This window comes from Klebsiella sp. D-Nf1, from assembly GCF_002810515.1.
GTDB classification, from domain to species: Bacteria; Pseudomonadota; Gammaproteobacteria; order Enterobacterales; family Enterobacteriaceae; genus Klebsiella; species Klebsiella variicola.
The window spans coordinates 53,577-67,510 of the sequence record NZ_PIOK01000004.1; the positions used below are offsets into that span (position 1 = coordinate 53,577).

The 13,934-nt window shown below is 58.9% G+C and carries 11 protein-coding genes and 1 pseudogene; 1 reads left to right on the forward strand and 11 read right to left on the reverse strand.

The genetic code is table 11. The annotated features are described in order from the left end of the window. Window position 1: 1 nt before the first annotated feature. From CWM54_RS16990 to dalD, 10 genes and pseudogenes are all read right to left on the reverse strand, one after another. Window positions 2-775, reverse strand: a complete 774-nt coding sequence (locus tag CWM54_RS16990; protein WP_100676378.1) for an ABC transporter ATP-binding protein — start codon at window positions 773-775, stop codon at window positions 2-4. Between the two features lie 10 nt (window positions 776-785). Continuing rightward, the gene (locus CWM54_RS16995) at window positions 786-1,649 is read right to left on the reverse strand and encodes an ABC transporter ATP-binding protein (RefSeq protein WP_100698113.1); all 864 of its coding nucleotides are present in this window, start codon (window positions 1,647-1,649) and stop codon (window positions 786-788) included. After that, a pseudogene (locus CWM54_RS17000) lies at window positions 1,621-2,488 on the reverse strand (ABC transporter permease). Before CWM54_RS17000 ends, CWM54_RS16995 begins: the two are co-directional and overlap by 29 nt. Further along, window positions 2,485-3,522: an ABC transporter permease gene (locus CWM54_RS17005; RefSeq protein WP_012541059.1), complete on the reverse strand. Its 1,038-nt coding sequence runs from the start codon at window positions 3,520-3,522 to the stop codon at window positions 2,485-2,487. Before CWM54_RS17005 ends, CWM54_RS17000 begins: the two are co-directional and overlap by 4 nt. Beyond that, a complete protein-coding gene (locus CWM54_RS17010) occupies window positions 3,519-5,141 on the reverse strand; it encodes an ABC transporter substrate-binding protein (RefSeq protein ID WP_087653851.1) in 1,623 nt (540 codons plus the stop codon). The genes CWM54_RS17005 and CWM54_RS17010 overlap by 4 nt, the downstream gene beginning before the upstream one ends. Window positions 5,142-5,260: 119 nt before the next feature. Next, window positions 5,261-6,415 carry a mandelate racemase family protein gene (locus CWM54_RS17015; protein ID WP_074388072.1) on the reverse strand — a complete coding sequence of 385 codons (1,155 nt, stop codon included), beginning with the start codon at window positions 6,413-6,415 and terminating at the stop codon, window positions 5,261-5,263. A gap of 297 nt (window positions 6,416-6,712) precedes the next feature. After that, entirely contained in the window at window positions 6,713-7,375 is a 663-nt protein-coding gene (locus CWM54_RS17020) for an HAD family hydrolase (protein WP_100697917.1), read from the reverse strand. A gap of 48 nt (window positions 7,376-7,423) precedes the next feature. Beyond that, window positions 7,424-8,701 carry a D-arabinitol transporter gene (gene dalT, locus CWM54_RS17025; RefSeq protein ID WP_100697919.1) on the reverse strand — a complete coding sequence of 426 codons (1,278 nt, stop codon included), beginning with the start codon at window positions 8,699-8,701 and terminating at the stop codon, window positions 7,424-7,426. Between the two features lie 70 nt (window positions 8,702-8,771). Beyond that, on the reverse strand, window positions 8,772-10,235 hold the full coding sequence (gene xylB, locus CWM54_RS17030; protein WP_100697921.1) for a xylulokinase: 1,464 nt from the start codon (window positions 10,233-10,235) through the stop codon (window positions 8,772-8,774). Between the two features lie 9 nt (window positions 10,236-10,244). After that, a complete protein-coding gene (dalD, locus tag CWM54_RS17035) occupies window positions 10,245-11,612 on the reverse strand; it encodes a D-arabinitol 4-dehydrogenase (RefSeq protein WP_100697923.1) in 1,368 nt (455 codons plus the stop codon). Window positions 11,613-11,818: 206 nt separating this feature from the next. On the opposite strand from dalD, the gene CWM54_RS17040 reads away from it, so the two are divergent. Further along, window positions 11,819-12,760: a sugar-binding transcriptional regulator gene (locus CWM54_RS17040; protein ID WP_100697925.1), complete on the forward strand. Its 942-nt coding sequence runs from the start codon at window positions 11,819-11,821 to the stop codon at window positions 12,758-12,760. Window positions 12,761-12,841: 81 nt separating this feature from the next. On the opposite strand, the gene fbaB is transcribed toward CWM54_RS17040, so the two are convergent. After that, window positions 12,842-13,894, reverse strand: coding sequence for a class I fructose-bisphosphate aldolase (gene fbaB / locus CWM54_RS17045; RefSeq protein WP_004201578.1), 1,053 nt, complete (start codon window positions 13,892-13,894; stop codon window positions 12,842-12,844). Window positions 13,895-13,934 lie beyond the last annotated feature (40 nt).

The following is a 13,934-nucleotide window of genomic DNA, read 5'->3' on the forward strand; positions in this document are numbered from 1 at the left end:
CTTAGTATTCCGCCACCTCGCGCGCCATTTCGCGCGTATATTGCCGACTGGCGTTAACCAGCATCTGCGAATAGGCCGTCCGCGCCTCGCCGCTGACCAGCGCATCGACCGTCAGGGTTTCGAGGATCTTCCCGTACTGCATCACCGCCACTTTCTGGCATAAGTGGGCAATAACCCCGAGATCGTGGGTGACCATCAGGTAAGTGAGCTTAGCCTCCCGCTGCAATTCTGCCAGCAGGTTAAGGATCTCAGCCTGCACCGACACATCCAGCGCCGACGTCGGCTCATCCAGCAGCAGCACCTGAGGCTCAAGAATCAGCGCTCTGGCTATCGCCACGCGCTGCCGCTGCCCGCCGGAGAGCTGATGCGGATAGCGCTCACGAAAGGCGCGGTTGAGGCCAACTTTATCCAGCAGCGCATTGATCCGCCGGTCGCGGTCGTTGATACGATGGATCTGAAGCGGCTCTTCGAGGATATCGCCAATGGTGTGACGGGGATGCAGCGATCCGTAGGGGTCCTGAAATACCATCTGCACCTGACGGCAGCGCTCGCGGCTAATTTCATGCCCTAAGGGCTGAGCATCGATGGTCAGTTCCCCCTGCCAGTGGGTAAACAGCCCCGCCAGGCACTTGAGCACCGTCGTTTTACCGGAACCGGACTCTCCTACCAGACCGTAGATCTCGCCAGGCTTAACGTGGAAACTGACGTCATACAACACCTGGTTACGCTTCTCCCCCTCGCCAAACGCGAGGTTGAGATGTTGAACTTCAATCATTATCCGCTCCTTAATCCGTTAACCAGCTGGCCTGACGCTGCAGCACCGGCAGTATCGGGCGACGATGCTGCATATCCGGCAGCGAGTTAATCAATCCCTGAGTGTAGGGGTGACGGGCGTTATCGAGATCTTTAGCGGCAATGGACTCCACTACCCGTCCGGCATACATCACCAGTACGCGGTCGCAGAAGCTACGCACCAGGTTGATATCGTGGCTGATAAAAATCAGCCCCAGCCCGCGCGACTGAACCAGGTCGTCCAGCAGGCCCAGCACCTGCAGGCGCACCGACACGTCCAGCGCGGAGGTGGGCTCATCGGCAATGATCAGTTCCGGGTCGGTAATCAGCATCATGGCGATCATGATGCGCTGCCCCTGTCCGCCGGATATTTCATGCGGATAAAGCTGATAAACGCGCTCCGGCTGGCGAATACGCACCACCTCCAGCATCTCCAGCGCCCTGGCTTTCGCCTCATCTTTGCGCCCGGGATGATGAGTAAGCCAGGCCTCGGCGATTTGCTTACCCACGCAGACCACCGGATTAAGCGAATATTTCGGGTCCTGCATAATCATAGAGATACGTTTGCCACGTACGCCGCGCATCTGCGCTTCGCTAAGATGATGCAGATCGAGGTCGGCAAACTGCATCCGGCTGGCGCTGACGCGGGCCTTTTTCGGATGCAGCTGCAGCAGCGCGCGCCCAACGGTGGACTTACCCGAACCGGACTCGCCGACAATGGCCAGCTTCTCATGCCCCAGCTGGAAGGAGACGCCGCGCACGGCGTGGGTCACCGCGCTACCGTTAACAAAGTCGACGCACAGATCGCGCACGTCGAGCAGCGGTGCATTATTCACTGCGGGGATCGAGGATGTCACGTAGGCCATCTCCTAAGAAGTTGAACGCTAAGCTGTTGATCAGAATCGCCAGCCCCGGAATGGTTACGACCCACCAGCACTCCATCATATAAGTGCGCCCGCTGGAGATCATCGCTCCCCACTCCGGCTCTGGTGGCTGCGCGCCGAGGCCGAGAAAGCCGAGGCCGGCCGCGGTCAGAATGATCCCGGCCATATTCATGGTGATACGGATAATGACCGAGGGCAGACACAGCGGCACGATATGGCGCCAGAGGACGCGGGCCGATGAAGCGCCCTGCAGACGCACGGCGGAGATAAAATCGGCCTGGCGCAGCGAGAGCGTTTCGGCGCGCGCCAGACGGGCAATCGGCGGCCAGGCGGTCAGCGTGATGGCGATAACCACGTGCTCCAGCCCCGGTCCTAAAGCGGCGACAAACGCCAGCGCCAGGACCAGACTCGGGAAGGAGATGAAAATATCGGTGACGCGCATCAGCACCATATCGACTTTACCGCCGAAATAGCCGGCACTGACGCCCAGTAGCAGCCCGAGCGGACCGACAGTCACCGAGACCAGCAGCACGATATAGAGCGTGATGCGGGAGCCGTACACCAGGCGACTAAAGATATCCCGGCCAAACTCATCGGTGCCAAACCAGTGCTGTGCATTCGGCGCGACCAGCGCACTGTTCAGGTCCTGTACCAGCGGGTCATAAGGCGCAATCAGCGGCGCGAAAATCGCCACCACCAGCAGCAGAAAGATAATTCCTCCGCCGATGGCCGTGAGCGGATTGCGCGCCATTTTGCCGATAAACCCGACGGCCCGCGCCGCCCGAAAGCGGCGAATCCAGAGAAACGGTCATGATTTTGTCCTCGGGTCAAAGAATTGATACAGCAGGTCGGAGAGCAGGTTGAGCATCACGAAGATCACGCCCACCAGCAGCACGCAGCCCATCACCGCATTCATATCGCCCAGCAGCAGGCTACCGGTAAGGTAGGAGCCGAAACCCGGCCATGAGAAGACGGTTTCAATCAGCACCGCGCCTTCCAGCAGCGCGCCGTAGGCCAGCGCCACCACCGTCAGCAGCTGCACGAGGATGTTACGAAACGCATGGTTCCAGATAACCTGACGCTCGGTCAGCCCTTTCACCCGGGCGGTAATAATGAACTCCTGCGACAGCTGGGCCAGCATAAAGCTGCGGGTCATACGGCTGATATAAGCCAGCGAGTGAAAACCCAGCAGCGAGGCGGGAAGAATCAGATGATTAATGGCGTTCCAGAACACCTGGCCGTTGCCTGCCAGCAGCGCATCAACGGTCATCAGGCCGGTGCGGCGCGGCACCACACCATCCAGCCCGAGGTCTACCCTCCCGGCGCCGCCTACCCAGCCAAGCCAGGCATAGAACACCAGCAGTCCCATCATTCCGACCCAGAAGATCGGCGTCGAGTAGCCCGCCAGGCTGATAATGCGTACCACATAATCGGAGACGCTGTTGCGCCGCGCCGCCGCCAGCACGCCCAGCGGAATACCAAGACCCGCGCCGACAATAATCGCCATCGTTGCCAGCTCCATGGTGGCCGGGAAGACACGGATAATATCGTCCACCACCGGTTTCCCGGTCAGCAGCGCGTTGCCCAGATCGCCGTGCAACAGGTTGACGAAATAGATACCAAACTGGGTGGTCAGCGATTTATCAAACCCCAGCTGCTGGTAAACCTGCTGATAGGTACTCTGGTCAGCATCCGGGCCGACAATCGCCAGCACCGGGTCGATGGGCATGACGCGGCCAATGGTAAAGGTCAGCAGCAGCAGGCCGAACAGTGTAATTACCACCTGCAGCAGCCGTTTGGATAAGCGCCGGCCGCGTGAGCCGGGCGCAAGGATTGCGGTACTCATCCTTTATCTCCTTCGCGGACTTTATAGACGTCACGCAGAAAAGTGGTGGCGGAGGGGTGCGGCTGATACTCCCGTACCTCGTTGCGCACGACGACCGAATCAACCATCTGCGAAAGCGGAATTAAAGCCGGAACCAGCTGGTCGTAGCGTGTCTGGATGGCCTGGTAGTCAGCCACCTGTTTTTGCGGATCGCGTTCCAGCAGGGCCTGGTCAATCATCGTATTAAGCTGCGGGTCGTAAAAACCGGTACGCCAGCCCTGGAAGTTGGTCAGGCGCGCCTTATCGCTGTTATCCGGGTTATAGACCAGCGCGCGCAGGCTGGAGTGCGGATGCGGCTCCATCCCGCTGCCGCCGCGTCCCACCAGCAGATCAAATTTACGCTCGCGCATCGCGCCGTAGATCTGGTTACCGGTGCCGGTGATGATTTTGGCGTTAATCCCCGCCTGCATCAGCGTCGACTGCACGGCTATAGCGATGTTAAGAAATGGCTGATCGGAGAGTACCCGCAGCGTGGTATCAAAGCCGTTGGGATATCCCGCTTCCGCCAGCAGCTTTTTCGCCCGCGCCACGTCCAGCTTATAGCCAGGGTCGGGCAGCGTGGATGGCATGCCCGCCTTAATCGGCCGCTGGTGCAGCACGCCGTAGCCCGGCATCAGCGCTTTATTGATACCCTGATAATCAATCAGATAGCGCACCGCCTCGCGCACTTTCGGATTGGCGAAGTGCGCCTCTTTCATGCTCATCGCCACGTAGTACATGGTGCCGCGCTGCACCGCATCGACGGTCAGCTGCGGGTCGCTGCGCAGGGCGTTGATATCGGAAACCGCCATGTTGTTGGCAATATCGAGGTCGCCTTTTTCGATCATCAGGCGCAGGGTTTGCGACTCCTGGAAATGGCGCAGCACCACGCGGCTCATTTTCGCCTCGCCGCGCCAGTAGTCGGGATTGCGCTTCATGCGCAGCACCTCTTTTGCCTGCCAGGTTTCCAGCGTAAACGGCCCGGAACCGGCTTCATGGGTGGTTAGCCAGCGGTTACCCCAATCGTTATCCTGCTGGTGGCTTTGCACCGTTTTACTGTCCAGCACCCCGAGGTTGCCCAGCGCCGCCAGCGAGTAAATCACCAGTTGCGGATCGTTATCTTTGGGTAATACGATTTGCACCGTGAAGCGGTCCGGCGCGCTGACCTGGCTGTCGATATTTTTCTTACTGAAGCCATAGGATTTCCATACCGAGGCCTGGGCCAGGTTGAGGTGCAGGATGCGCCGCATTGACCACACGACGTCGGCGGCGGTCAGCGGGTTGCCGGAGTGAAACTTAACGTCATCGCGCAGATGAAAGGTCAGGGTTTTGCCGTCGGGGCTGATATCCCAGGATTTCGCCAGCGCGGGCTTAACGGTGGTGAGCTGCTCAGGGTCAAGCTCCACCAGCGAGTCGTAGAGGTTGACCACGATCCCCACCACTTCGTTACCGGTCATCGCCGCCGGGTCAAGGGTGAGCAGGTTATTCATATTCATGCCGATAATGAGCTGATCGGGCGGCGTTTTCGCCACCGCCGCCCCGCTCCCCATCGACATGGCGAGCGCGAGAATACACGCTGCCAGTAAGGAGGTTTTTTTCATATCTCTGTTTGCCTGTACTGTAGGGTACATGTTGCCGGATGGCGGCATTTTCGCCTTATCCGGTCTACCGGGCCGCAGACCCGATAAGCGCAGCGCCACCGGGCATTTATTTTTTTAAATCAGTCGTGGCTAACGGTATTGGCTTCGATATACGCAAAATTAATGTCTTCACCGAGGCCTGGACGTTGTGACAAATGCACAAATCCCTGATCATCCATCGGATCGACAATGCTGTTGAGATAAGCCGCTGGTTCATCGTAGTCGAGGAACGGATGCAGCAGGCCACGCTCATACCAACGGCAGTTACGAATCGCGCCGACCACCGCCAGGCTTGCCGCGCCGTTGCCGTGGACTTCGCAATCCATGCCGAAAGATTCCGCCAGCGCCGCGACCTTCATGGTCGGGGCAATACCGCCCACGCCGTTAGCGCCGGCGCGCAGAATGTCGCAGGCTCCGGCTTTCACCCATTCGGCGCGCATGTGGTGCTTGCCGCCGAAGCTCTCCGGCCCGACGATGGGAATCGACAAGTTTTCCGCCAGCCACGCGTAGGAGGACATCGAATCCTCCTCCATCGGCTCTTCAAACCAGGCGAAATTGAGTTTTTCCAGCGCTTTGCCTATCCACAGCGCCTCGGCGCGGCTGTACCAGTGATAGCCATCAATCATCAGGTCAATATCCGGCCCTACCGCTTCGCGCACCGCCGCGCAGGCTTTAATATCCATTTTGGGATTGGGCGCAAAAGAGATTGGCGGCATCCAGGTGTGCAGTTTGATGGCCTTGTAGCCGCGGGCGACCAGCTTTTCGGCAAAGGCGGCATACTCTTCCGGGGTCGACAGGCCGCCCGGTAGATCGTCGCCGCACATGGTGCTACCGTAAGCCGGGACGGTGTCGCGATAGCCGCCAAGCAGCTTGTAGACCGGCATCCTGAGGCTGCGGCCAATCAGGTCCCACAGCGCTTGTTCAACAAACGACAGCGCGCGCTCCGTTAGCTGATGTGCGCTGCCGCGCTGCCAGTGGTTAAGATCCTGCCAGATACGCTCGCGGTTAAACGGGTCCTGTCCCACCAGCACTTTGCGAAAAAAAGTATTCACCACGAACGGGCGCACGACTTCCGGAGGCGCAAACGAAAAACCCTGCGCCCCATCATCAGCGGTGATGGTCAGCATCGCCATTTTGGCCATGCTTTCAGCCCCCGGATGGGAGTGCCCGGCGCTGTCGGAAACCCGACGAGTGGGATACTGGAAAACGGTGACATTTACAGATTCAATTTTCATGCTCAATCCTTATCACGGCCAAATCCGATCGACAGAAGTAAATCGGCAAAGCGGTTTCACATTATTGAAAATACGTTTCAATATATAATCTAAGCACAATTACGTAGCAGTGCCTCGGACAAACACCGCTAAGCAAGGCCATAAATTTGGGCATTGGCACAACAAGACGTGACTGTTTTCACAAAAGATGAGCGAAATGTGAGGCGGATCGGCATGGAGAAAAAAGGGCGTGAGCGCAGAAAAGAGAGTGACCGACCGTGTACATCCCGGGATTTTCTGCGCTCACGAAAGCGTAAGTTATGCGACCGCCGCTGGCTCCGCGTTAAGCGCTTCCAGCAGTTCAGGTAAGGTTTGATAGCGGCCCACCGCGGCCTGATAGCGACCCTGCCGGCTATCTTCGGCAACCACCGCCGTGGGAATACCCGCCGCCTGAGCCGCGCAAAAGCCGTTGTAACTGTCTTCAATCACCAGACACTGGCTGGCGTTGAGATTGAGCTTGCGCAGGGTCGTCAGGTACACCGCCGGGTGCGGTTTGCCTCGTGATTCATCGTCCGCGCTGGAGACCACGTCGAAAAAGTGCCAGAGCGAGAGTTTGTTCAGCACAGCAGCAATAACCTGATGGGATGATGACGTGGCGAGCGCAATCTGATAGCCCGCCTCGCGGAAATAACGTAACGCCTCATGTACGCCGTGCATCGGTTCGCCTTCTGTGGCGATCAGGCCGGTAATACGCTGCAATATCGCGGCTTCAAGCCGCTGCGGGTCGAGCTCAAGCTTAAAATAGCGGCACCAGATGCCGGCGATTTCGTCGAGGCGTTTGCCTTTAGTCAGGGTTTCACACTCAACCACGCTCGCCGTTGCCCCCCACTGCGCGAGAGCGTCAATCTGCGCCTGTCGCCACAGCGCCTCGGAATCAATAATCACGCCATCCATGTCAAAAATAACTGCCTGCATACTCATTCGTTCACCTCATTAAGGCTGGCATGAAGCGCATGCCAGCCGCATCACCTAAGAGAATTCAACCTGCTCGTGGGCGGTTGCTTCCTTGTGGGAGAACCCCGGCTGCTCCACGCGGATAAAGGCGCAGAGGAAAAAGGCCACCACGTACAATGCGGTATAGGCGATCACCACCCCGATGGTGCTGAAGAACGGCAGCAGCACCACGGCAATCGCCGGCGCGAGAAAGTTCGACATCCCCGCCGACAGGTTATAGACCGAAATAGCCGCGCCTTTGTGCTTCGGCTCCAGCGCCGGGAACACGGCGGCCAGCGGCACGAAGGCGGCGACAAAGATCCCGAGGGCGATGGCGGGGATCAACGCCATCGCAAAGCTATGGCCAAAGTGCTGAGGGATGTAGTAAAACGCCAGACTGGAGAGCGCCATCCCGATGCAGCCGAACCAGCGCACCACCTTCATCCAGCCCAGTTTTTCCCCCAGGATCCCCCACAGCACGTTAGAGAAAATGGTGGTGAAGAAGAAGACTGCCCATACCTGGAGCCATTCTGAAGTGGTGAAGCCCAGCTCATCGACGAACATCATCGGCATAATGACCGCAAAGCCGAACAGCGAGAGGGTATTGATAATCCTGACCATGCTCGACAGCAGAATATTGCGGTTGGTATAGAGCAGCGTCGCGGCGCGTCCCAGCTCAGAAAACTTCTGGCGAGTGGTGAGATTCTGCATATGCTGCGGCGTCTGAATATGGCGCAGGGAAGCCAGGGCAATCACGCCTCCGGTGACGCAGAAAGCCAGCGCCAGCCACAGGGTGCCCAGTTCGCCAATATGCGGAATAGTGAAGCTTGGAATATAGCTGCCGAACACGCCGATGCCGATGGAATACACCGCCCAGAACCAACCGATGGCCGAGCTGGCGTTGTCGCTTTTTACGTTGTGAATAATGGCGACGATAAACGAGTAGAGGAACAGCGGATAGGCGAAGCCGCGGATGCCGTAGAAAATCAGGATCAGCGCATAGTTGGCGTGACCGAGGCCGAAAACGAGGAATAGCACGTGGAACACGCACCATAGCACGAAGCCAATCATCATCGTTTTTAGTGGGGTGATGATTTCTGCCACCACGCCGGAAATCCATGCCGACAGCGCGGCGGCCAGGCCGTAGAGGGTAAAGGCAAAGGAGGCCTCCGCCGGAGAGAAGCCGAGCGCTTTGATATAGTGCGACAGAAAGGCTAATTCAAAACCGTCGCCGGTCATAAATACGGCAATGGCGATGTATCCCCAGAGCAGGTTCAGGGGTAAACCGAGCCACTGTTTATTATTGATAGACATAATGACCTCGTTTTCAGGGTACAGGGTGGCCGCTCCGCGACGTGCAACGGAGCGGCTGTTATGATGAAAATCAGTGCTGCCGATAATTCAGATCGTTTAAATACAGGTCTTTAAACTGCGCGTAGCGTTGCATCAGGGTGTGGTGGCGAACGGGATCCGCACGCCAGGTCTGCCAGACTTCCGGTTTTTCACACACCGCGGCAATCGGTTTGCCCGCCGCCAGGCAGGCCAGCCGCGCCGCGCCCAGCGCGCCACCGGTCTCTCCCCCTTTATGGGTCACCACCGGCATAGCGAGAATGTCGGCCAGCAGCTGGGCCCAGAAAGGACTGCGGGCGCCGCCGCCCACCAGCGAGCACTGCGCGATCGGCGTACCGCTCTCTTTCAACGCCTGCAGGCCGTCATTGATACCGAAGCTCACCCCTTCCAGCACCGCGTAGCCAAGCTGGGCGCGGAGACTGGCGTGGGTCATGCCCCAGAACATGCCGCGCGCGTCAGGATCGTTATGCGGGGTACGTTCGCCGGAGAGGTAGGGCAAGAAAAACGGGGCGTGAGCTTTCTCCTCCTCGCTGAGCTCGGCAATTTCCGCCAGCAGCGCCACCTCCGTGGTGCCGGTCAGGCGGCAGAACCACTGCAAACAGCTGGCGGCGCTCAGCATGACGCTCATCTGGTGCCACAGGTTCGGCAGCACGTGACAAAACGCATGTACCGCCGACTGCGGCGCCGGACGATAGGCGTCGGTCACCACAAACAGCACCCCGGAGGTGCCGAGCGAAATAAACGCATCCCCCGGCGAGACCGCGCCGACGCCAATGGCGCTGACCGCGTTATCCCCCCCGCCCCCGGCCACCACCACCGAGGCGTTCAGCCCCCAGCGCGCCGCCACCTGCGGATCAAGGGTGGCGGAAACCTCGCAGCCTTCGACCAGCGTCGGCATTTGGCTGCGCGACAGGCCGCACTTGTCCAGCAGAGCGTCGGACCAGTCGCGCTTCGCCACGTCCAGCCACAGCGTCCCGGCGGCGTCCGACATATCGGAGACTTTCTTCCCGGTCATCCGATAGCGCAGATAATCCTTCGGCAGCAGCACCGTGGCGGTGCGCTGAAAGTGTTGCGGCTCATGACGGCGCACCCACAGCAGCTTCGGCGCGGTAAAGCCTGGCATCGCCAGGTTTCCCGCCACCTGATGCAGCTCCGGCGCCATCTCCTCCAGCTCGGTGCACTCTGCGGCGCAGCGGGTGTCGTTCCACAGAATAGCCGGACGGATCGTCTCCCCCTCGTCATCCAGCAACACCGCGCCGTGCATCTGCCCGGAGAGGCCAATCGCCTTAATGGCCGGCCAGTGCTGCGCGCATTTTTCCCGTAGCGTGTTCATCAGGTACTCCGTCGCCTCCCACCATAACTCCGGCGATTGTTCTGACCAGTGCGGATGGGGCCGCTGAATACTCAGCGGCGCGCTATGGCTGGCGATAACCTCATAGTTCTCATCAATGACCAGCGCTTTGACTTCCGATGTGCCGAGATCGATACCCAGATACATAGCCACCTCTTATTTAATCAGCGTGTAAACGGCGGCGACTTTCTCGCGCATCAGCGCCAGGAAATCCGCGTTGTTGGCCAGGTCACCAAACAGGGCTTTATCGCGGGCGTAGACAGCCACCGGATCCTGAGCCTCATACATCTCATGCACCGCCTGCGCATCCAGGATGCCGTCCTGGTACTGATACGGCAGCGTTCCCTTATGCCACTGCTCCATAAAGACGAAGAACAGCGCCGGCAGCATGGCGGTCGCCTCAGGGCGGACGCCGCGCTGATAGCACTCCTGCAGCGTGGGGGCGATCATCGCCGGAATTTTCGAGAAGCCGTCGGCGGCGACGCGCTGGTTGGTGTCCTGGATATACGGGTTGGTAAAGCGCTTAAGCACCACATCCCGGTAGGTCGGCAAATCAATGCCGTTATCGCCGAGGCAGGGAATGACATCCTCCGTGACGTAGCGGTCGGCAATGGCGTAGATAGCATCGGTGAGCGTGCTTTCATGAATATACTGCTGGCCGATTAAGGTTCCCGCCCAGGCAATGCAGCTGTGCGACGCGTTCAGAATGCGAATTTTCGCCTCTTCATACGGGATGACCGACTCCACCATCTCCACGCCGACCGCCTCGAGGTTCGGGCGGGCATCGCGGAAGTGGTTTTCCACCACCCACTGGATAAAGGTCTCCCCCATCACCGGCGCTTTGTCATCAATCCCGGTTTGCGCTTTGATGCGGGCAGGCAGATCGGCCGCCGGACGCGGGGTGATGCGGTCTACCATGGTGTTCGGACAGGTGGTATTGGCCGCCATCCACTCAATGACCGCCTGTTTGCCGGTGAGCTGCAGGAACTCCACCATGCCGTCGTGGAAACGCTCGCCGTTGTGGCGCACGTTGTCGCAGTTGAGCAGGGTCAGCGGCCCGGCGTTGTCGGCCATGCGCTTCTCCAGGATCCGCGCGAGGGTGCCGTAAATGGTTTTGCACTCGCCTTTCAGGTCGGCCTGCAGATCGGGGTTACTGGTTTCCAGCTGATGGCGGGTGTTCAGGTAGTACCCCCCTTCTGTCACGGTAAAGGCGATAACTTTGGTCTGCGGGTTGGCCCCTTCGTCAATCAGCGGCTGCAGCCCGGCCTGCCACGGCAGCAATTTCTGGATAGAAGTGATTTCTTCATATTCGCGCTCCCCTTCCGGGCTGACGGTCTCCAGGACGTAACGTCCTCCCTGCGCCGCCAGCGCCTGCACCACCTGCTCGGCGTCGTTACGAATATTTCCCGCCGCGATGTGCCAGCGCTTATCCCCGGACGCTATCAGACGATGCAGATACCACGCCTGATGCGCGCGATGAAAAGAACCCAGACCAATGTGAAGCCATGTGAATTGATTGTTCATGTTCTGTTCTCCTTGAGTTGATGGCGCCACTGTAATTGATCATTTGACCAAAATAAGAGCCACGGATCACAAAAGAGCAATTACCCAATTAAATTACAAATGACCAGATAAGAGCAAAAGCTTGCCAGTTATCTCAACCACGGCGAGAATGCGGGTATTCGCCGGGCCAATTGCGAGCCCTGGTTAGCAACTTAGGGCGGGAAACCATGAGTAAAGAAGACGATATCCGGTTGGATCAGAAGGTGCGTGCCGCATGGATGTACTACATCGCCGGTCAGAATCAGAGCGAGATTGCCAGCCAGCTAGGCACCTCCAGACCGGTGGTGCAACGGCTGATCGCCGCCGCGAAAGAAGAAGGGATTGTGTCGATTAATCTGCACCATCCGGTGGCGAACTGCCTCGATTATGCGCAGTTGTTGCAGGAAAAATACGGCTTAATCGAGTGTAATGTGGTCCCCGCCTTTAGCGAAGAAAGCACCCTCGACAGCGTGTCGTTTGGCTGCTATCAGCTGATGGCTCGCTATCTGCAGGATGATAAAGAGAAAATCATCGGCCTGGGCTCGGGCCTGACCCTGAAAAAAGCGCTGCAGCGCATCGATTTTGACAGCCTGAATACCCGCTGCGTGGCGCTGATCAGCGCCATGAACGCCGACGGGGAGTGCAACTATTACGATGACGTGCCCCTGCTGCTGACGCGCAAAATAAAAGCCAAGTACTATCAGTGGCCGGCGCCGCGCTACGCCCACAGCGCAGAGGAGTATGAGATGTGGTGCACCAACCGCTTATTCCGCAGCGTCTCCGGCGTCGCCCGAGAGGCGGACGTGATTTTTGTCGGCATTGGTCCCCTGGGCACACAAAGTCCGATCTTTAAAGACGGGTTTATCAATCAGGCGCAAATGGATGAGCTGACCGCGCGCGGCGGCATCGGAGAGATCCTCGGACGGTTTATCGATGCGGAAGGCCACGTGGTAGACAGCGAGATCAACCGCATGATCACCAGCTATGATATCCGTCAGAACTACTGCCCGCGTATTGCCGCGGCCTGTGGAGAATACAAACGACCGGCGATCCTGGCGGCCCTTAAAGGCGGCTGGATCAATGGTCTGGTGACCGATGAACATACCGCCCGCTGGCTGCTGACGCGGTAACGGCGCGGCCTGAAGGCGCATACACAACGGTAACCCCGGTGCGCGTCGCGCCACCGGGGATCCCAACGATACCGGTGCTTATCAGGCGATAGTCACTTTCCCGTCGAGGTAGACGTCCTGCACGGCATTGATCAGCTTCACGCCGTCAGCCATCGATTTCTTAAACGCCTTCCGGCCGAGGATCAGCCCCATACCGCCGGCGCGTTTATTGATCACCGCCGTGCGCACCGCGTCGGCAAGGTCTGTCTCCCCGCCCGCAGCGCCGCCGGAGTTAATCAGCCCGGCGCGGCCCATATAGCAGTTGGCCAGCTGGTAGCGCACCAGATCGATGGGGTTATCGCTGGTCAGTTTGCTGTACACCCGATCGTCGGTATAGCCGAAGTTAACCGCTTTGTAACCGCCGTTATTCTCCGCCATTTTTTGCTTAACGATATCGGCGCCGATGGTGGCCGCCAGGTGGTTGGCCTGACCGGTCAGGTCCGCGGAGACATGATAGTCGACGCCGTCTTTCTTGAACGCCGAATTGCGCAGATAGGCCCACAGCACGGTGACCAGGCCCAGCTCATGCGCCCGCTCAAAGGCGGCGGAAATTTCTTCTATCTGACGACGCGATTGTTCCGAGCCGAAATAGATCGTCGCTCCCACGGCCACCGCCCCCATATTGAACGCCTGCTCGACGCTGGCGTAGAGGGTCTGGTCGTATTCGGTGGGATAGCTCAGCGTTTCGTTATGGTTGAGCTTCACCAGGAAAGGGATGCGATGCGCGTAGCGGCGCGACACCGAGGCCAGCACGCCATAGGTCGACGCCACGCAGTTACAGCCGGCTTCGATCGCCAGCTCGACGATATTTTTCGGATCAAAGTACAGCGGGTTGGCGGCGAAGGAGGCGCCCGCCGAGTGCTCCACGCCCTGGTCAACCGGCAAAATGGAAAGGTAGCCGGTTCCCCCCAGGCGTCCGGTATTGTACAGGGTCTGCATATTGCGTAGCACCGCCGGTGGTCGGTTGTTATCCACCATCACCCGATCAACATAATCTGCCCCAGGCAGATACAGCTGGTCGGCCGGAATGGTTATACAACGGTGCTGCAACAGGCTCTCGGCATCTTTGCCCAGCAACTGCGTAATATCAGTCATAGCAATCTCCCGTAAGGCCGGCCGAAGCCGGCATGCATTA